This is a genomic window from Mycobacterium sp. 852002-51163_SCH5372311, from assembly GCF_001667115.1.
Lineage (GTDB): Bacteria > Actinomycetota > Actinomycetes > Mycobacteriales > Mycobacteriaceae > Mycobacterium.
Genome location: NZ_LZIJ01000120.1, coordinates 37,211 through 55,162 on the forward strand (window position 1 = coordinate 37,211; position 17,952 = coordinate 55,162).

Annotated in this window: 19 protein-coding genes; 5 read left to right on the top strand and 14 right to left on the bottom strand. The window is 67.5% G+C overall.

The window, feature by feature from the left end; all coding sequences use genetic code 11:
* Nucleotides 1-17 precede the first annotated feature (17 nt).
* The 3 genes from A5791_RS15115 to A5791_RS15125 form a co-directional block, all read right to left on the bottom strand.
* Nucleotides 18-971, bottom strand: coding sequence for a DMT family transporter (locus tag A5791_RS15115; protein WP_067238108.1), 954 nt, complete (start codon nt 969-971; stop codon nt 18-20).
* 69 nt (nt 972-1,040) lie between these two features.
* Nucleotides 1,041-2,021 carry a DMT family transporter gene (locus tag A5791_RS15120; RefSeq protein ID WP_067238112.1) on the bottom strand — a complete coding sequence of 327 codons (981 nt, stop codon included), beginning with the start codon at nt 2,019-2,021 and terminating at the stop codon, nt 1,041-1,043.
* An 85-nt stretch (nt 2,022-2,106) separates the two neighbouring features.
* Nucleotides 2,107-3,096, bottom strand: coding sequence for a DMT family transporter (locus tag A5791_RS15125; protein WP_067238220.1), 990 nt, complete (start codon nt 3,094-3,096; stop codon nt 2,107-2,109).
* A 311-nt stretch (nt 3,097-3,407) separates the two neighbouring features.
* Between A5791_RS15125 and A5791_RS15130 the strand changes: the two genes are divergently transcribed.
* On the top strand, nt 3,408-4,745 hold the full coding sequence (locus A5791_RS15130) for a DUF349 domain-containing protein (protein WP_067238115.1): 1,338 nt from the start codon (nt 3,408-3,410) through the stop codon (nt 4,743-4,745).
* Here A5791_RS15130 and A5791_RS15135 read toward each other — a convergent pair.
* The 4 genes from A5791_RS15135 to recA all read right to left on the bottom strand — a co-directional run bounded on the left by A5791_RS15135 (nt 4,742) and on the right by recA (nt 8,551).
* Nucleotides 4,742-5,416 carry a hypothetical protein gene (locus tag A5791_RS15135; RefSeq protein WP_082966940.1) on the bottom strand — a complete coding sequence of 225 codons (675 nt, stop codon included), beginning with the start codon at nt 5,414-5,416 and terminating at the stop codon, nt 4,742-4,744. The two genes, A5791_RS15130 and A5791_RS15135, sit on opposite strands and share 4 nt — an antisense overlap.
* On the bottom strand, nt 5,413-6,945 hold the full coding sequence (gene miaB, locus A5791_RS15140; protein ID WP_067238118.1) for a tRNA (N6-isopentenyl adenosine(37)-C2)-methylthiotransferase MiaB: 1,533 nt from the start codon (nt 6,943-6,945) through the stop codon (nt 5,413-5,415). The genes A5791_RS15135 and miaB overlap by 4 nt, the downstream gene beginning before the upstream one ends.
* A gap of 78 nt (nt 6,946-7,023) precedes the next feature.
* Complete coding sequence (gene recX, locus A5791_RS15145; protein ID WP_067238121.1) at nt 7,024-7,545, bottom strand: recombination regulator RecX; 522 nt, start codon at nt 7,543-7,545, stop codon at nt 7,024-7,026.
* Complete coding sequence (gene recA, locus A5791_RS15150) at nt 7,511-8,551, bottom strand: recombinase RecA (RefSeq protein ID WP_067238224.1); 1,041 nt, start codon at nt 8,549-8,551, stop codon at nt 7,511-7,513. The genes recX and recA overlap by 35 nt, the downstream gene beginning before the upstream one ends.
* Nucleotides 8,552-8,759: 208 nt before the next feature.
* On the opposite strand from recA, the gene A5791_RS15155 reads away from it, so the two are divergent.
* Nucleotides 8,760-9,431 (top strand): (2Fe-2S)-binding protein, encoded by a 672-nt coding sequence (locus tag A5791_RS15155; protein WP_067238227.1) that lies wholly within the window; start codon nt 8,760-8,762, stop codon nt 9,429-9,431.
* A gap of 97 nt (nt 9,432-9,528) precedes the next feature.
* On the opposite strand, the gene A5791_RS15160 is transcribed toward A5791_RS15155, so the two are convergent.
* Nucleotides 9,529-9,735: a DUF3046 domain-containing protein gene (locus A5791_RS15160; RefSeq protein WP_067238230.1), complete on the bottom strand. Its 207-nt coding sequence runs from the start codon at nt 9,733-9,735 to the stop codon at nt 9,529-9,531.
* A complete protein-coding gene (locus A5791_RS15165) occupies nt 9,725-10,897 on the bottom strand; it encodes a glycosyltransferase (protein ID WP_067238234.1) in 1,173 nt (390 codons plus the stop codon). Before A5791_RS15165 ends, A5791_RS15160 begins: the two co-directional genes overlap by 11 nt.
* 37 nt (nt 10,898-10,934) lie before the next feature.
* Here A5791_RS15165 and A5791_RS15170 point away from each other — a divergent pair, with 37 nt between their 5' ends.
* Together A5791_RS15170 and A5791_RS15175 are read left to right on the top strand one after the other, a co-directional pair.
* Nucleotides 10,935-11,366 carry a limonene-1,2-epoxide hydrolase family protein gene (locus A5791_RS15170; RefSeq protein WP_067238124.1) on the top strand — a complete coding sequence of 144 codons (432 nt, stop codon included), beginning with the start codon at nt 10,935-10,937 and terminating at the stop codon, nt 11,364-11,366.
* A gap of 3 nt (nt 11,367-11,369) precedes the next feature.
* On the top strand, nt 11,370-11,768 hold the full coding sequence (locus A5791_RS15175; RefSeq protein WP_067238128.1) for a DUF5313 domain-containing protein: 399 nt from the start codon (nt 11,370-11,372) through the stop codon (nt 11,766-11,768).
* Between the two features lie 108 nt (nt 11,769-11,876).
* On the opposite strand, the gene A5791_RS15180 is transcribed toward A5791_RS15175, so the two are convergent.
* The 4 genes from A5791_RS15180 to pgsA form a co-directional block, all read right to left on the bottom strand.
* On the bottom strand, nt 11,877-12,698 hold the full coding sequence (locus tag A5791_RS15180) for a hypothetical protein (RefSeq protein WP_067238131.1): 822 nt from the start codon (nt 12,696-12,698) through the stop codon (nt 11,877-11,879).
* An 18-nt stretch (nt 12,699-12,716) separates the two neighbouring features.
* Nucleotides 12,717-13,538, bottom strand: coding sequence for a phage shock protein PspA (gene pspA, locus A5791_RS15185; protein WP_067238134.1), 822 nt, complete (start codon nt 13,536-13,538; stop codon nt 12,717-12,719).
* A 139-nt stretch (nt 13,539-13,677) separates the two neighbouring features.
* The gene (gene clgR, locus A5791_RS15190; RefSeq protein WP_067238138.1) at nt 13,678-14,016 is read right to left on the bottom strand and encodes a transcriptional regulator ClgR; all 339 of its coding nucleotides are present in this window, start codon (nt 14,014-14,016) and stop codon (nt 13,678-13,680) included.
* A 123-nt stretch (nt 14,017-14,139) separates the two neighbouring features.
* Nucleotides 14,140-14,730, bottom strand: a complete 591-nt coding sequence (pgsA, locus tag A5791_RS15195; protein WP_067238141.1) for a CDP-diacylglycerol--glycerol-3-phosphate 3-phosphatidyltransferase — start codon at nt 14,728-14,730, stop codon at nt 14,140-14,142.
* Between the two features lie 56 nt (nt 14,731-14,786).
* Between pgsA and A5791_RS15200 the strand changes: the two genes are divergently transcribed.
* Entirely contained in the window at nt 14,787-15,311 is a 525-nt protein-coding gene (locus A5791_RS15200) for an amino-acid N-acetyltransferase (protein ID WP_197504698.1), read from the top strand.
* Nucleotides 15,312-15,336: 25 nt separating this feature from the next.
* On the opposite strand, the gene A5791_RS15205 is transcribed toward A5791_RS15200, so the two are convergent.
* Nucleotides 15,337-17,808 (bottom strand): DNA translocase FtsK, encoded by a 2,472-nt coding sequence (locus A5791_RS15205; protein ID WP_067238147.1) that lies wholly within the window; start codon nt 17,806-17,808, stop codon nt 15,337-15,339.
* Nucleotides 17,809-17,952 lie beyond the last annotated feature (144 nt).

The window sequence follows — 17,952 nt, forward strand, 5'->3', positions numbered from 1 at the left end:
GCGTCTCGGGGGTGGGCCTAGGCGGCTCCCTCGACGACAGGTTCACCGCCGGGGACCGCAGCGTCACCGAACGAGCCCGTGGCGTCTTCGCTGTCTTGCCCAGCTTCGGCGACCATTGTCGCGGCCTCGCCCCGAGCCAGCGCCACGGTTGCGATGATCACCAGTGCCACACCTGCGACCAGCACAAACGCCTCGGCTCCGCTGGCTGTCAGCGCCTCGCCGAGTAGCGTGACACCGAGCACTGCCGCCACCACGGGCTTCGTGACAGTCATCGTGGGCAGTGAAGCGGTCAGCGCACCGGCACGGAAAGCCGACTGCTGAAAAATCATCCCGGCCAGCGCCGCGGGCAGCCAGGGATAGAACTCCGGAGTACGTAGCACGGCTCCGAAGCCGTCGTCGTGCAGCACTTCGACGACTCCCTTCGTCAGCACCGCGAACAGCGCCAACGACGAACCCGCCACGAACGCCAACAACGCAGCTGCCACCGGACGGCCCGCCCAGACGCGCGCGGCGACCACACACGCCACCAATACCGGGCCCATGACGGCGCCGACGATGATCCAGGTGTGCAGCGACGTACGCGGCTGGCCGACGTCGGGATGGCCGACAATGATGACCACCGCCAGGGCAGCCGCCAGGACGAACGCCCAAACCCACTCCCAGCGGGTGATGCGGTGCCCGGTCATCCGGGCGTAGATCGGCAGGGCGAACAGCAGCGCGGTCACCTGAAGCGAAGTCACCAGCATCACCGACCCCCAGACCAAGGCGACCGCTTGCAGGCTGTAATTCAGCACCGCCATCATGCCGCCCAGCCACCACCGGGTGTCGCGCAACGACAAGCCGAATAGCTGCAGGTGGCCGACGTGCTCGTCGGTGATCTCATGCGCGGAGCGCTGCCGGATCACATCGCCGATCGCCGATGCCAGCGCCGCCAACAAAGCGACGAGCGCGGCGAATTCAACTTTCGACATTGATGACCCTCAATTTCCGACCCGCACCCTCACCAAGCTAGCGGCTCGGCGAAACCGCCCGGGCGCGGATCAACGGGTCGGGCCGGGGCTGCGAGCCAGGGCCGCCGGCTCGCCGGCCGCCCGGGCCCATCCCGCATTCGGTATTACCCGCGGATCGGTGATGATCGGGATGCGCCCGCTCTCGATCGCCTCTTCGGTCACGTTCTCCGCCTCGCCCCGGGCCAGGGCGAAGGTCGCGACGATCACCAGCGCCACACCTGCGGCCACGACGAAAAATCCGGTCCGGGTGGTGTGCAAAGTCTCACCGAGCACGATGATGCCGAGCACGGACCCGACCAGCGGCTTGGCGACAACCGACGTCGGCAGCGAGGCAGTCAGCGATCCCGCGCGGTAGGACGACTGCTGGAAGATCATGCCCCCGGCCGCAGCGGCCAGCCAGAAATAGAACTCAGGAGCCAGCAGCAGCGCACCCACGCCGCCGTGCACCACTTCGACCACCCCTTTGGTGAGCACCGCGAATAGCGCCAGCGAGCAGCCTGCAACCACCGCCAGCAGCACCGCGGCCACCGAGCCCGTCCAGAACCGGGCACCCAGCACGCAGAACACCAACAGCGGACCCATCACCACGCCCACCGCGGTCCACGTTCCCAGTGAGCCGCGTGACGTGCCGCTGCCCGGGTCGCCGATGGTCACGACCACCGCCAGCGCGGCGGCCAACAGGACCGCCCAGGCCCACTCGCGGCGGGTCACCCGGACCTTGGTGAGATACGCGTAGATCGGCAGGGCGAACAGCAACGCCGTCACCTGCAGCGCCGTCACCAACATCACCGAGCCCAGCGCCAAGGCCACGGCCTGCAGCACGTAGTTGGCGATCGCCCCGCCGGCGCCGAGCCACCACCGGGTGTCGCGCAGCGACAAGCGGAACAGCTCGAGGTGGCCAACTTCCCTGTCGGTGATCTCCTCCGCGGACCGCTGCCGAAAGACGTTGCCGATTGCCGAAGCGAAGGCCGCGAGCAGCGCAAGGACCACGGCGATGTCGACTTTCGCCATTACTGATTACCTCCCCGATGTCCACCCGGGGAGCCGTTGCTCGGCGCGCCGTCAGCGCTTACCGCGAGTCCCGCGCAGTCCACGTTCAACACCTACTCAATCGATCTATATCCGACCTGTGCGTCGGCGATGCGTCGTCAAACTCTTCGGACGCGACGAGGAGACCCGGCTCGCGGCTGAGGGAAAGCTCCTCCCCGGCCCCCGAAACCATCGTGGCGGCCTCGCCGCGGGCCAGTGCGGTCGTCGCGACGATCACCACCACGACGGCGGCGGCCAGGCCGATCAGCTCCGGACCGTCGGCGCCGAGGGTTTCACCCAGCACGGTGACTCCCAGCAGCGACGCCACCAGTGGCTCGGCCACCGTCATCGCCGGTAGCGACGCGGTCAGCCCGCCGGCCCGGAACGACGACTGCTGGAACACGGTCCCGATCACCGCGGCCAGCAACCAGAAGTAGAACTCCGGCATGCGCAACACGGCGGCGACTCCGCCATGAGAAGCGTCGCTGAGGACATCGACGACGGCCTTGGTGAGCACCGCGAACAGCGCCCATGAGGACGCCGCCACCAGCGCCAGCAACACCGCGGCCACCCGGCCCGCCCAGATCCGCGCGCCCAGCACGCAGCACACCATCGCGGGTCCGATCACGACCGCCACCACGGCCCAGGTCTGCAGTGACGCCCGCGGGTAGCCGGCGGCCGGTTCACCGACCGCGACGAAGACCGCCACCGCCGCGGCCAGCAGGACCGCCCACCCCCACTCCCGGCGGCTCAGACGATGTTTAGTCACCCAGCCGTACACCGGCAACGCGAACAGCAGCGAGGTCACCTGTAGGGCCTGCACCAGCACCACCGAACCCAAGCCCAAGGCCACCGCCTGCAGCGCCGCGCTGGCGACGGCCGCCACTCCGCCCAGCCACCACCGCGCATCCCCCAATGACATGCGCAGCAGCTCGACGTGGCCGACCTGATCGTCGTCGGTGATCTCCTGCGCTGACCTCTGACGGACCACGTCTCCCACGCCCGATATGAGCGCGGCGAACAGCGCGAGCAACGCCGCAATGTCAATGTTCGCGATGTTCGCGATGGTCGCGATGGTGAATGCCTCCCACCGACCCGGCCGAAAAGCCCCCCGGGATCCTCCGATGTCGTGTGCCGCCACGCTACCGGCGCTGGCCGACATCGCCCTATGGTCCAGCAGAGGGTGGAACCGATTTGTTATCCGCCGCTTGCATTTCCGCAGCTATGCGGGTGCGCGCCGGCAAGCGACCCGCACACCGCCCGCCAAGCTGCTTGAATACTGTTGGAGCCGGTAGACGAAGGTGCCGCTGAGCGCGGCAGGTGCGCGGGATGTCGCCGCGCGGACGGTCAAAGGGAGGTGACGACGGAATGGCGGCTGACGAGCCCCGCGGCAGGGAATCACCGGGTTCACCCAAGCCTGCGCCACGGCCGGGACCGCGGCCCCGTCCCCGGCCGGCGCCGCGACCCGTCGCGCACCCGTTCGTCGTGGCTCCGCACAGCGACCCACACCAATTCGGGCGCGTGGACGACGACGGCACCGTCTGGCTGATCACCCCGGCCGGCGAGCGAGTCATCGGATCGTGGCAGGCCGGTGACCCCGAGGCCGCGTTCGCCCATTTCGGCCGGCGATTCGACGACTTGAGCACCGAGATCACGCTGATGGAGGAGCGGCTTACGTCGGGAACCGGCGATGCCCGCAAGATCAGGGCCAACGCTGTCGCGCTCGCCGAGACGCTGCCGACGGCGGCCGTGCTGGGCGACGTCGACGCGCTTACGCAGCGATTGACCAACCTGATCGCCCGTATCGACGTCATCGTCGTCGCCGATCGCTCCCGACGGGAGGTTCATCGGGCCGAGCAGACCGCCCGCAAGGAGGCGCTGGCCGCCGAGGCCGAGGACCTGGCCGCCAACTCGACCCAGTGGAAGATCGCCGGCGACCGGTTGCGGGCGATCCTCGACGAATGGAAGACCATCACCGGCCTGGACCGCAAGGTCGACGATGCGCTGTGGAAGCGCTATTCGGCGGCCCGGGAAACGTTCAACCGGCGCCGCGGGTCCCATTTCGCCGAGCTGGACCGGGAGCGATCGGGGGTGCGGCAGTCGAAGGAGCGCCTGTGCGAACGGGCCGAAGAGCTTGCCGGGTCGACGGACTGGACTCCCACCAGCGCCGAATTCCGCAAGTTGCTGACCGAGTGGAAGGCGGCGGGCCGGGCGACCAGGGACGTCGACGACGCCCTGTGGCGTCGCTTCAAGGCCGCCCAGGATGCGTTCTTCACCGCCCGCAACGCCGCGACCGCCGAAAAGGACGCGGAGCTGCGGGCCAACGCGGCGGCCAAAGAGGCGCTGCTGACCGAAGCGGAGAAGCTGGATACCGGCAACCTCGATGCCGCCAGAGCCGCCATGCGCTCGATCACCGACAAATGGGACGCGATCGGCCGGGTGCCGCGGGAACGCACAGCCGAGCTGGAGCGACGGCTGCGGGCCGTCGAGAAGAAGCTGCGCGACGCCGGCGACTCAGGGTGGTCGGATCCGCAGGCCCAGGCCCGTGCCGAGCAGTTCCGCAACCGCGCCGAGCAGTTCGCGCAGCAGGCCGAGAAAGCCGCAGCCGCCGGCCGTACCAAGGAAGCCGAGGAGGCCAGGGCCAACGCCGAACAGTGGCGGCAGTGGGCTGACGCGGCCGCACAAGCGCTGACCCGCCGGTCCTAACGGCCGTCTTTTCCCTCGTCTTTTTCCTCGTCAGAATGAGCCGTGGCATCGTCAGCACCGTCCGGGGTCGCTCGGTCTTCCGGGGTCTCTGGGTCGTCTGCGGTCCCGTCCAAGGCGTCCAGCAGTGTCCTGGACTGCTGTTGCGCAACGACTCGACGCCGTTGCTCCTCGGCCGCGAGCTGCACGATGGTGCGCGCCCACACCACGCGGGTCCAGTGAAAGGTCAGCAAGATCACGGTGATCCAGGCGACGAAAAGCCCCACCCCGGGCCCGGGATGGCCTGCGGTCACTGTCTGGCGAGACCAGATGGCGAGCATTCCTGCGCCGCAGGCCAGCGCCGAACCCGCCAGCGCAATCCAGGCCAGCGCCCAGCGCCGGGTCAGCAGCGCCAGCATCGAGAAGCCGACGCCGAACACCAGCGCCAGCCAGGCGAACACCCGGGAAGGCAGCGCCACCGCCGCCGCGCCGGCGCCGTGACTGCTGAACAGCACATCCCACCCGCGCACATTCCCGGTGTGCGAGAGCGCGAACGATCCCAGCAGCACGAACACCAGGATGGCGACGACGAAACCCCTTGGACCCGGCTCGATCTCTCGAGCGATCCGGCGTTCCGCCGCCTCGATCTCGGATCGGAAGGCGTCGAAGTCGGTTCCGTTGGGGTCTGCGTTCATCGACTGCATCCGAGCGGATCGACCGAGGCGGTTTCGGCCGGCCGGCCGATACCGGGCATGCCGAGACCAGTTGGGCCCATGCCGCGGGGCCGCTGCCCGGCGGCGTGCGCGTCGCCGGCCCGCGTGCGGCGGCGGGTCAGGATGCCGGCATCGGCGATGAGATGGTGCGGCGCGGCGTCGGTGACCGTCGTGGTGACGATGTCGCCCGGCCGGACCTCGTCGTACGCAGCGAAATGCACGAGCCGGCCGTCGCGCGCCCGCCCGCTCATCCGCGCGGTGCGGGCGTCTTTGCGTCCCTCGCCGGTGGCAACCAGCAATTCGACCTGCTGGCCGACGATGGCTCTGTTGCCCTCGAGGGATATCTGCTCCTGCACCTCGACCAGTCGCTCATAACGTTCCTGCACAACCGATTTCGGCAGCTGTCCGTCGTATGTGGCCGCGGGTGTGCAGGGCCGCTGGGAGTACTGGAAGGTGAAGGCCGCGGCGAACCGGGCTTGCCGCACCACGTCGAGCGTCGCCGCGAAGTCCTCTTCGGTTTCACCAGGGAAGCCCACGATCAGATCGGTGGTGATGGCCGCGTGCGGCATGGCTGCCCGGACCCGTTCGATGATGCCCAGATAGCGCTCGGCGCGGTAGGACCGCCGCATCGCCCGCAGTACCCGGTCGGAGCCGGACTGCAGCGGCATGTGCAGCGCGGGGCAGACATTCGGCGTCTGCGCCATGGCTTCGATGACGTCGTCGGTGAACTCGGCGGGATGCGGAGAGGTAAACCGTACTCGCTCCAGGCCGTCGATACGACCGCAAGCCCGCAGCAGCTCCGCGAACGCGCCACGGTTTCGCGGCAGCGCCTGGTCGGCGAAGGAGACGCCGTAGGCGTTGACGTTCTGGCCCAGCAGCGTGACCTCGAGCACCCCGTCGTCCACCAGCGACCGCACTTCGGCCAGGATGTCGGCCGGACTGCGATCCACCTCTTTGCCGCGCAGCGACGGGACGATGCAGAACGTGCAGCTGTTGTTACATCCGACGGAGATGGAAACCCAAGCAGCGTAAGCGGATTCGCGGGCACTGGGCAGCGACGACGGGAACTGCTGCAGCGCCTCGGCGATTTCCACCTGGGCGGCCTTGTTGTGCCGTGCCCGGTCCAGCAGCGTGGGCAGCGACCCGATGTTGTGCGTGCCGAAGACGACGTCGACCCACGGTGCTTTGCGCAGCACCGTGTCTCGGTCCTTCTGGGCCAGGCATCCGCCGACCGCGATCTGCATATCGGGGTCGCGGCGTTTGCGCGGCGCCAGGTGGCTGAGGTTGCCGTACAGCTTGTTGTCGGCGTTCTCCCGCACGGCGCAGGTGTTGAAGACCACCACGTCGGCGTCGGCGCCCTCGGCTGCTCGCTGGTATCCGGCCGCTTCCAGCAGGCCCGCCAGCCGCTCGGAATCGTGGACGTTCATCTGGCAGCCGTAGGTACGCACCTGGTAGGTACGCGCCGACGACGCAGCCTTTGAGGCCACGGTCGCCGCGTCTGACGCCACCATCGAACTCACGGGGCCATGGTACGGCGGTGGCACCCCTGCGACTGTTGCGGCCAAGCTCAGCCGCTCTGGACCGACGGGCTATACGCTGCGGCGCTCGAGCTCGAGGTCCAGCTGCGCGCTGACCACCTCGTAGGCCAAGGCCTGGTCGTAGCCACGTCGTGCCAGCATCGCGAGCAGCCGGCGAGCCACTCTCGTCTGGTCGCCGACCAGGTTCTCGCGGCGCAGCCTGACCCGGACCAGTTGCTCGGCGCGCTCCCGCTCAACACCGGCGTCCACCTCGGCCAGCACCTTGGTGATCACGTCGTTGTCGACGCCCTTGGTGCGCAGCTCGGCGACCAAAGCCCGCTTGCCCTTTCCGGCGCTGGACCGGCGTGCCTGCACCCATTGCTCGGCGAACGCGGCGTCGTCAACTAGGCCGACGGCCGCCAGTCGGTCCAATACCCGGTCGCTGACGTCCGTGGGATACCCGCGTTTGGCCAGCTGGCCGGACAACTCGGCCCGGGTACGCGACCTCGCGGTGAGCAGGCGCAGGCATAGTGACCGCGCCTGCTCCTCGCGAGACGGCTCAGAAATCGACGGGGGCGGGCAAGACTTCGTCATCGGTAACGACCGCGCCAATGCCGAGCTTTTCCTTGATCTTCTTCTCGATCTCGTTGGCCACGTCGGCGTTCTCCATCAAGAAGTTACGAGCGTTCTCCTTGCCCTGGCCGAGCTGCTCACCCTCGTAGGTGAACCAGGAACCGGACTTGCGGATAAAGCCCTGATCCACACCCATGTCGATGAGTGAGCCCTCCCTGCTGATGCCCTTGCCGTAAAGGATGTCGAACTCGGCCTGCTTGAAGGGTGGCGACACCTTATTCTTCACGACCTTGACCCGGGTGCGGTTACCGACCGCATTCGTGCCGTCCTTGAGAGTCTCGATCCGGCGCACATCCATCCGCACCGATGCGTAGAACTTCAAAGCCTTTCCGCCAGTTGTCGTTTCGGGTGAGCCGAACATGACTCCGATTTTTTCGCGGAGCTGGTTGATGAAGATCGCAGTGGTTCCCGAGTTATTCAGCGCGCCAGTCATTTTCCGCAGCGCCTGGCTCATCAGCCGGGCCTGCAGGCCGACGTGGCTGTCCCCCATCTCGCCTTCGAGTTCGGCGCGTGGCACCAGTGCCGCCACCGAGTCGATGACCAGGATGTCCAGCGCACCGGAGCGGATCAGCATGTCGGCGATCTCGAGGGCCTGTTCACCGGTATCCGGCTGACTGACCAGCAAAGAATCGGTGTCCACACCGAGCTTCTTGGCGTACTCCGGGTCCAGGGCGTGCTCGGCGTCGATGAACGCCGCGACGCCGCCGGCGGCCTGGGCGTTGGCCACCGCATGCAGTGCGACGGTGGTCTTACCCGAGGATTCCGGGCCGTAGATTTCCACGACCCGGCCGCGCGGCAAGCCGCCGATGCCCAAGGCCACGTCCAGTGCGATGGACCCGGTCGGAATGACCGAGATCGGTTGACGCATCTCGTCGCCGAGACGCATCACCGAGCCTTTGCCGTAACTCTTCTCGATCTGGGCTATTGCCAGTTCGATAGCCTTCTCGCGGTCGGGGGCTTGCGTCATGGTGCCTCTCCTGTAGTCGGTGTTCGGTGACCGGTATTGGTCGGTTAGCCGTGACATTAGGCGTGGGGTCCGACAAATCGGTTCCACCGATGGTCCCCACAGTAGACGAACACCTGTTCGATACAAGTCAGACACGCCGTAGCGATGGTGTGTGGAAGTATCAGCTACCGAAACAGCGGCGGATTTCCCTCGGGAGGAGCGGTCCGGCATCGACATCTCTACGGAGCTGGCCGAAATATCGTCCTACGGCGGGTTTTTCGCGCTGACCGTGGGCGGCGACGCAACGGGATGGCATCCGGTCCGCCAGTCCTACGCCGACGGCTGCGTCGACCTGATCGACGCCACGGTCCGGCGCTACCGCGTCACCGACCTGCGCGTCGGCGCTTCGCTGGTTCACCTCGGCCATGCCGCCCGGCTGTGGTCCCCCGTTCTCGCGTGCGTGGTGGCCCACGGCGTCATCCCAGATCTGACGGACCTGCAGCGTGCCGACCACGGGACGCAGTTGCGCCTGCCCGAGCCCGTCGGCGAAGCCGTCCGCTCACCATCGGCGGACCTGTTGTATCGCCTTGTCGTAGAACAACATATGAAGCCACTGGCCGCCGGTATGCCGGTCAAGGTGGCGCCCAGGTTGTTGACGGGCAACATCGCGTCCGCGCTCGTCGGAGCGTCGACGGCGCTGCTTTCGGCACGGCCCGACCTGCGCCGCGAGATCGTCACCATCGCCGAAGCCCTGCTGAATACCGGCGACCTGGCCGGGTCCGGCACCATCACCGACCCGGATCTGGGCTTCCGGCGAAACAGCTGCTGCCTCTATTACCGCACCCCGGGCGGTTCACTGTGCGGCGATTGCGTGTTCGACCGCGCACCGGGCTCGGGCTAGCGAACCGAGGCTGCGGCCATGGCGCCGAAACTGCGCTGAGAGCGCCCAAGCCAGCCCGCCGGCAGCCCTGGACGCAGGGTCGATCCGCAAACCAGCATCACCACTGTTCGCGGGGCACGTCGAAATCGACGCACAACGCCCGCCAGACGTCACGGGGATCCACGCCGTCCTCGATCGCTTGTGCGGCGGTACGACCGCCGAAGTCGCTCAGCACGTGGTCGACCAGCACCGATGCGCCGTATACCGTGCCGAATCGCAGGACGACACGCTCGTGGAACTCCGTCAGCCGCACGTCAGCCAACATACCCAGCGGCAAGCGCAGCACGGCACACCGCGACCGGATCAGCGACCCCGCCGACACTGGCGGCAGCTGCTCGCGCCGCTTCGCGATATCGCGGCGACAACAGCACCTCCCCCACCGCTGCCACCAGCGCATCGGCGGTCAGCGGCCGGATCAGCCGCGCGCTGCCCTGACGCACCACGCGATTGGCCATCTCCCATTGGTCTCCACCGCCGGGAACCACCACCAACGGCACCGCGGCCAACAGCGTCTTGGCCACCATGCCGTGGCCCCCGCCACAGATCACAAGATCGGCATGGGTCAACAGTTCGGACTGGCGCCCCAGTCCCACCACCGCCCACGGCGGCACGGTCAGATCCGCGCCGCCAAGCCGCGATACCACCAGCCGCGATCCCGGCGGCAATGTGTCGCCCGGTGTCAGGCAGTGCAGGGCGACTTCGGCCAGTCCGGTCGTCCCGGTCAATGCCGTCGAAGGCGCGACCACTACCACAGGCCCCGCGCCCGCGGGAATCTCCAGCACCCGATCGGTCGGCTCGAAGTGCAACGGACCCACCAGCACCGCCTCGGACGGCCAGTCCGGACGCGGCACTTCCAGGGCTGGCAACGTGGCAATCAGCCGTCGCAGCGGCCCCGGGTCTCGCGCAGGCAGCCCGATCTCGACCCGCACCATCGCACGTTGCTCCAGGCCCGCGCGCCAGGAGCGTGCGGTGAGCGCCCGCATAGCGGCGTCTCGCAGCCGGCCGCGGATACCGGTACCCGGCGCCAGGCCACTGCCGATCGGCGGCAGGCCCTTTGACGGCAGGTACAGCGGATGCGGGTTGAGTTCGATCCACGGGATGCCCAGCAGCTCGGCGGCCATGCCACCGCCCGCGGTGATGACGTCGGACACCACCAGATCGGGCGCCAGGTCGCGCAGCGCCGGTACGTTCAGCACCGCCATCCGGGCGGCCCGGCGGTGGATCCGGGCGCCGGCGTCCAGATCTTCGTCGTCGGCCACCAGCCCGTCCAGTTCGACGGCCTCAACTCCGGCACCGCGCGCGGCCTCGAGCCATTCCACGCCGGTGAACAGCGTGGGCTGGTCGCCCGCCGCCAGAAAGCGCTGGCACAGCGCGATCGCGGGAAAGGAGTGCCCGGGATCCGGCCCGGCGACCACCGCGACGCGCACTCGCCCTACCCTGCCATAGACGAATACGCTGGCGACCATGACCGAGCTGACACAGACAACCACCGATAACACCCGCACGGTCGAGGCTTTCCTGAACGCCTTGCAGGACGAGGACTTCGAGACCATCGAGGCGTTGTTCGCCGACGACCTCGTCTACGAGAACGTTGGGTTGTCCCGCATCCGTGGCGGGCGCCGAACGGCGAAGCTGCTGAGCAGGATGCAGGGCCGCATCGGGTTCGAGGTGAAGATCCACCGCATCGCCGCCGACGGCAATGCGGTGCTCACCGAACGAACCGACGCGCTGATCGTCGGGCCATTGCGCATCCAGTTCTGGGCCTGCGGGATCTTCGAGCTCCGCGACGGACGGATCACGCTGTGGCGCGACTACGTCGACGTCTACGACATGCTCAAGGCAACGCTTCGCGGCCTGGTCGCCGTGGTGGTGCCGCCGCTGCGGGCGACCCTCTAGCCCATGAGCTCCGACACCGGCCGCACCAAGCCGAACGCGATCCAATACATCCGCTACTGCTATGGGGCGCGGCTGCCCGACTCAATGCTGGACTGGGTGCGAAACGACCTGGCGGGCAAAGGCGCAACCGCCCGAATGATGATCCGCGTTGCGGTTCCCGCCGTGCTGGTGCTGGCGCCGTTCTGGCTGATCCCGACGACGCTCGAAGTCCACCTGAGCATGACGTTGCCGATTCTCATTCCGTTCGTGTACTTCTCGCATGCGCTCAACAAGATCTGGCGCCAGCACATGCTGCGGGTCCACGGCCTGAATCCCGAGCTCGTCAACGAACGCGCCCGTCAGCGCGATGCTCATCTGCACCAGGCGTACATCGAACGGTATGGTCCGCGGCCCGAGGATTAGTGCCGTTGGCGGCGACCCGCTTCGCCCGGCTACGCCGCGCTTGCGATCGCCGCTAGTCTCGATGGCGGCGACCCGCTTCGCCCGGCTACGCCGCGCTTGCGATCGCCGCTAGTGCCGTTGCAATCCGCTGAGTTCGTCGAAGGCCTGCGCCCAGCCGACCAGCCGGTCGGTGGCGTCGACCAGCTCCGCGCGGTAACGCTGCTGAGAGAACCCGACGGCGCCGGGAACCGCCTCGCCGTTCGCCGAAGACACCAATTGCGCTGCGGCGGTGACCATTACGTTGTACTGACGAACGCCTTCGCTCAGCTGCGCGGTGTAGGCGTTGATGGTGGGCGCCAGATGTGACCGCGACGATTCGGCGTAGTACGCCGCGCGCTCCATCGACACCACCTGGGCGGCGGTGGCCGCCATGGCCGCTGATGTCCGGTTGGCCGCGACCGTCAGGTCACGGATTTCGGCCGTCGGCAATATCGCCCCGCGCTCCATGACGCCCAGCAGCGAGAAAAACCCGCGTTCGGAGGCGCCGAGCGCGGACATCGCGGGCCGCGCCGCCGAGCCGGGCGGGGGCAGCCGGCGGATGTTCGCTGGCCGCGGCGCCGGCAACGGTTCCTTGCGCAGCCAGCGGTAGCGAAGCAACAACAGCGTTGCCGGAATGGCTTCGCCAGCGGCGATCAGCAGCGTGATCAGCAACACCCAGAACGGTGTGCTCCACGACGCCAGCAACGTCGTCACAAGTCCCCAGAACACGACGCCGGCACTGAAGATCAGCCCCCATCGCAAGGCTCGACGACGACGGCGAAGCCACCGCGCGCGCGGATCGATCACGGCGTTGACCTTCGCGGCGACCAGGTCGGACCAATCCCCCACGGTGTCAAAGCCGCGCCGGAGCAATTCGCGCCATTGCCCGTCCTGGATCGTTTTCACCGTCATCTGGGACCCTCCGTGTGACTACTGGCCAAACGGCTTCTCAGCGACCGTCCCGCGGCTGGGGTCGGCGGCTGCCGGCGTCGCCGGGGTGCCGGGCGCCGCACCACCGGTCGGCAACGCTTCCCCGCGCATCGAGGCGCGGATCTGCTCCAACCGGGAATGACCGGCCATCTCCACGCCGGCCTGCTGAACCTCGAGCATGCGGCCTTGAACAGAGCTTTGCGCAAGCTCAGCCGACCCGAGCGCGTTGGCGTAACGACGTTCGATCTTGTCCCGCACCTCGTCCAGGCTCGGGGTGTTGCCCGGTGCGGCGATCTCGCTCATCGACCGCAGCGACGCGCTGACCTGCTCCTGCATCTTCGCTTGCTCGAGCTGGCTGAGCAGCTTGGTGCGCTCGGCGATCTTCTGCTGCAGCACCATCGCGTTCTGCTCGACGGCCTTCTTGGCCTGGGCCGCCGCGCCGAGAGCCTGGTCGTGCAACGTCTTGAGGTCTTCGACGCTCTGCTCGGCGGTCACCAGCTGGGCGGCGAACGCTTCGGCGGCGTTGTTGTACTCGACGGCCTTGGCGGCGTCTCCGGCGGCGGTGGCCTGGTCCGCCAATGTCAGCGCCTGGCGCACGTTGACCTGCAGCTTCTCGATGTCGGCCAACTGCCGGTTGAGCCGCATCTCGAGTTGGCGCTGGTTGCCGATCACCTGTGCCGCCTGCTGGGTCAGCGCCTGGTGGGTGCGTTGCGCTTCCTCGATGGCCTGCTGAATCTGCACTTTGGGGTCGGCGTGCTCGTCAATCTTGGCGTTGAACAGCGCCATGAGGTACTTCCACGCTTTGACGAACGGATTGGCCATGTGTGAGCTCCGCCTTCGGTTCGGTTGCCTTGTGCTGTGCCTGTGTGGGCTGCTTACCCTGCCGCTCAATTTAGTGCGTCAGCGGCGATCTCCCCACCCTTCGTGCGCTTCTGCTTGTCTGCGCCGCCTCTTTGGGCACTCAGGCCACCGCCAGCGACACGACAGGCGGGATGACGACCTTCGTGCTGGCGTCGATAGCAGGGCCGCCTGCCGGTTTGGCCGGCTCGGTGTAAGCAGCGTGTTCCTCGCGGGCCAGCTGCTCACCGGCACCGATGAGCACCGCCGACAACGGGAGCTCCAGCGCGTCGCAGATAGCGTTGAGCAGCTCGCTGGAGGGCTCCTTGCGGCCGCGCTCGACCTCCGACAGATATCCGAGACTCACCCGCGCCGAGTCGGACACCTGCCGCAGTGTCCGGCCCTGCGACATCCGGGCCCGGCGCAGCACGTCGCCGATGACCTCCCGCACCAATAGGGCCATGGAGCTCTCCTCTGTGTCTAAAACGCCTGCAGTGTCTAAAGCGCCTGCACGCTCGGGTCACGCCGGCATCCGAAAGCAACGGTCATCAGGTCAACGCGGGCAGCGGTGGTGTTGGTTCCCCGATCAGCGGGGTGTCTGGCGAACTTCCCGCACCGCGGAGGCCACATAATCGATGCCGGTGACGATCGTGAGGATGATCGCGATGGCCATCACGACTACCGCCGACGCGTGCAGCGCACCCGAAAGCGGCAAGACGAACAGGCCGATCGCCACCGCCTGAGTCAGGGTCTTCAGTTTGCCGCCCCAGCTCGCGGGAATGACGCCCCGCCGAATAACCGACAACCGCAATACCGTCACGCCAACCTCGCGGGTAAGAATCAATATCGTGACCCACCACGGCAAGTCGTGGAGCATCGACAGTCCGATCAATGCCGAGCCGATCAGGGCTTTGTCGGCGATCGGGTCGACGAACGCGCCGAATTCGGTGGCCATGCCGTAGTTGCGCGCCAGCTGACCGTCCAATCGATCGGTGAAGCAGGCAACGGCGAAAATCGCCCACGCCACGATGCGTGCCGACGTGACGTGGCCGCCCCCGTAAAACAGTGCGAACAGGAAAATCGGCACCATCACCAGCCGCAGACCGGTCAGCCCGTTAGCCAGGTTGGCGATGCGGGCGCGGCCCCCTACAGAACTCACTTGAGGCTGCCCCGACACGGCAACAGAATAACGGTCGACCAGCTGAACCGTCCTTGATGTCGATACTGTTACCCGTGACCGAAAGCCCAGGGGATCACCGGCCGCTGGTTCGGCGTGCGCGAACATCCGACGTTCCCGCGATCAAACGACTCGTCGACACCTACGCGGGAAAGATCCTGCTGGAGAAGAACCTCGTGACGTTGTATGAGGCCGTGCAGGAATTCTGGGTGGCCGAACACCCCGAACAACCAGGGCATGTGGTCGGGTGCGGAGCGCTGCACGTGCTGTGGTCCGACCTCGGCGAAATTCGCACCGTCGCAGTCGATCCGGCCATCACCGGCCACGGTATCGGCCACGCCATCGTCAACCGGCTGCTCGAGGTCGCGCGTGAGCTGGAGCTGAAGCGCCTGTTCGTATTGACCTTCGAGACGGAATTCTTCGCCCGCCACGGATTTACCGAGATCGAGGGCACGCCGGTCACCGCGGAGGTGTTCGAAGAGATGTGCCGCTCCTACGACATCGGGGTGGCCGAATTCCTCGATCTGAGCTACGTCAAGCCGAACATCCTGGGCAATTCCCGAATGCTGCTGGTTTTGTAAGCGCGAGCAGTAGCTGACATAGGCGCTACTGCTCGTCGCAACTGTCCGCACCGGTACCGCGGATCGCGGCCAGCGTCGCGGCCAACTCGTCGGGCTTGACCAGCACCTCGCGGGCCTTGGACCCTTCGCTGGGCCCAACGATGCCACGGGTCTCCATCAGGTCCATCAACCGGCCGGCTTTGGCGAAGCCCACCCGCAGCTTGCGCTGCAACATCGACGTGGAGCCGAACTGGCTGGACACCACCAACTCGACGGCCTGCAGGAACACGTCCATGTCGTCGCCGATGTCCGGGTCGACGTCGGTGCGCTCGCCGGTCGGCTTGGCGGTGGTCACGCCCTCGGTGTACTCAGGCTCGGCCTGGTCCTTGCAGGCGTTGACGACGGCGTGGATCTCCTCGTCGGTGATGAACGCGCCTTGCAGCCGGACGGTCTTGCTGGCACCCATCGGCAGGAACAGGGCGTCGCCCATGCCGATGAGCTTTTCCGCGCCGGCCTGATCCAGGATCACCCGGCTGTCGGTCAGCGACGACGTCGCGAAGGCCAGCCGGGAGGGCACGTTGGTCTTGATGAGGCCGGTGACGACGTCGACCGACGGGCGCTGAGTCGCCAGCACCAGGTGGATGCCGGCGGCCCTGGCCTTCTGGGTGATCCGCACGATGGCGTCTTCGACGTCGCGCGGCGCGGTCATCATCAGGTCGGCCAGCTCGTCGACGATCGCGACGACGTAGGGGTACGGCCGGTACTCGCGCTGGCTGCCCAGCGGCGTCGTGATGGCGCCGGATCGCACCTTGTCGTTGAAGTCGTCGATGTGGCGCACCCGAGACGCCTGCATGTCCTGGTAGCGCTGCTCCATCTCCTCGACCAGCCACGCCAGCGCGGCCGCGGCCTTCTTCGGCTGGGTGATGATCGGCGTGATCAGGTGCGGAATGCCCTCGTACGGCGTCAGTTCCACCATCTTCGGATCGATCAGGATCATCCTGACCTCTTCCGGCGTGGCGCGCGTCAGCAGCGACACCAGCATCGAGTTGACGAAGCTGGACTTGCCCGATCCGGTGGAGCCGGCGACCAGCAGGTGCGGCATCTTGGCCAGGTTGGCCGAGATGAAGTCGCCTTCGATGTCCTTGCCCAGGCCGATCACCAGCGGGTGGTCGTCGCGGCGGGTCGACGGCGCGGTGAGCACGTCGGCCAGCCGGACCATCTCCCGGTCGGTGTTGGGCACCTCGATGCCGACCGCGGACTTGCCGGGGATCGGCGCCAGCATGCGCACGCTCTCGGTGGCCACTGCGTAGGCGATGTTCTTCTGCAGCGCCGTGATCTTTTCGACCTTGACGCCGGGCCCAAGCGAGACCTCGTAGCGGGTGACGGTGGGTCCACGGGTGCAGCCGGTGACCGCGGCGTCGACCTTGAACTGGGTGAGCACCTCGCCGATGGCGCTGGCCATGTGGTTGTTGGCCGCGCTGCGCTTCTTGGGCGGATCGCCGGCCACCAGCAGGTCCAGCGGTGGCAACGTGTAGAGACCCTCGATTGGCCCGGCGCTTTGTTTACGTCCGCGGCCACGCTTTCTGCGGGCCACCAATGGGTCCGGAACCGTGGGTGTGTCGTCCTCGATTTCGGGGGCGTCGGCCGTCGGCCAGGCCTGCGGCTCCTCGTCGAGGGACTGGTCGTAGTAGCCGTCGGAGAAGTCTTCGCGCGGGGTTTCTTGGATGTCCGCGTCGTCCTGCTCGTCGTAGAACTCGTCGTCCGCGCACTCACGCTGGAACAGCCGGGTGCCGAACATGGCACGCATCGCATCGGGCACTTCGCGAATCGTCGTCCCGGTCAGCAGCAGCAGGCCGAACAGCGCGCCGATGAACAACAGCGGCGCCGCGATCCAGGCCGTCAACCCATCCGACAGCGGCCCGCCGATGGCGAAACCAATGAATCCGGCCGCCCGCTGGCGTGCAGCCGGCGCTTCCGGCGATCCCGCCCACAAGTGGCACAGGCCCAGCAAGGAGAGCGCGATCAGGCTTGAGCCAAGGATCAGCCGGGGGCGCGCATCGGGATTGGGCTGCGTGCGCATCAGACCTATCGCGACCGCCGCAGTGACCACGGGAAGGACCACGACGGCCGAGCCAATGAACGTCCTCAGCACCATGTCCACCCACGCACCGATCGGCCTGGCGGCGTTGAACCACGAACTTGCGGCGACGACGACGGCGAGGCCCAACAGGACCAGCGCGATTCCGTCCCGGCGATGCCCCGGTTCGATGTCGCGGGCCCTGCCTATCGAGCGCGCAGCGCTGCCCGTGCCCCTGGCCGCCATCAGCCATGTCGCGCGCGCCGCCCGGCCGAACCCAAGGCCGGCGGAGACCAGCACGGACCGAGACTGGCGCCGTACCGGCCTTTTGCGAGGTGCCGCCGGCCGCGCACCGCGGGTGCGACCTCGTGAAGCGGTTCGCGAAGTGGCCCGTGACCTGCTCGTTCGTGATCCGGAGCGGGCAGCGGTCTTACTAGCCATGGGGGCAAGCCTAGTCGCAATTACCTCATATGCACCAACCGCCACACTGGTAACGGCAAGCTCCTCCGCCCATGTGCTCGTCCCGTCGGCAGAATCCGTGAGTAGGGTGACAAACGTTGACCCAGCGTCGATCCCGCCGCCACC

Bases quoted from the DNA above. Each gene is read 5' to 3' on its own strand.
- A5791_RS15115 (WP_067238108.1), bottom strand. From the start codon at position 971: ATGTCGAAAGTTGAATTCGCCGCGCTCGTCGCTTTGTTGGCGGCGCTG.
- A5791_RS15120 (WP_067238112.1), bottom strand. From the start codon at position 2,021: ATGGCGAAAGTCGACATCGCCGTGGTCCTTGCGCTGCTCGCGGCCTTC.
- A5791_RS15130 (WP_067238115.1), top strand. From the start codon at position 3,408: ATGGCGGCTGACGAGCCCCGCGGCAGGGAATCACCGGGTTCACCCAAG.
- A5791_RS15135 (WP_082966940.1), bottom strand. From the start codon at position 5,416: ATGAACGCAGACCCCAACGGAACCGACTTCGACGCCTTCCGATCCGAG.
- miaB (WP_067238118.1), bottom strand. From the start codon at position 6,945: ATGGTGGCGTCAGACGCGGCGACCGTGGCCTCAAAGGCTGCGTCGTCG.
- recX (WP_067238121.1), bottom strand. From the start codon at position 7,545: ATGACGAAGTCTTGCCCGCCCCCGTCGATTTCTGAGCCGTCTCGCGAG.
- recA (WP_067238224.1), bottom strand. From the start codon at position 8,551: ATGACGCAAGCCCCCGACCGCGAGAAGGCTATCGAACTGGCAATAGCC.
- A5791_RS15160 (WP_067238230.1), bottom strand. From the start codon at position 9,735: ATGTTGGCTGACGTGCGGCTGACGGAGTTCCACGAGCGTGTCGTCCTG.
- A5791_RS15170 (WP_067238124.1), top strand. From the start codon at position 10,935: ATGACCGAGCTGACACAGACAACCACCGATAACACCCGCACGGTCGAG.
- A5791_RS15175 (WP_067238128.1), top strand. From the start codon at position 11,370: ATGAGCTCCGACACCGGCCGCACCAAGCCGAACGCGATCCAATACATC.
- A5791_RS15180 (WP_067238131.1), bottom strand. From the start codon at position 12,698: ATGACGGTGAAAACGATCCAGGACGGGCAATGGCGCGAATTGCTCCGG.
- pspA (WP_067238134.1), bottom strand. From the start codon at position 13,538: ATGGCCAATCCGTTCGTCAAAGCGTGGAAGTACCTCATGGCGCTGTTC.
- clgR (WP_067238138.1), bottom strand. From the start codon at position 14,016: ATGGCCCTATTGGTGCGGGAGGTCATCGGCGACGTGCTGCGCCGGGCC.
- A5791_RS15205 (WP_067238147.1), bottom strand. From the start codon at position 17,808: ATGGCTAGTAAGACCGCTGCCCGCTCCGGATCACGAACGAGCAGGTCA.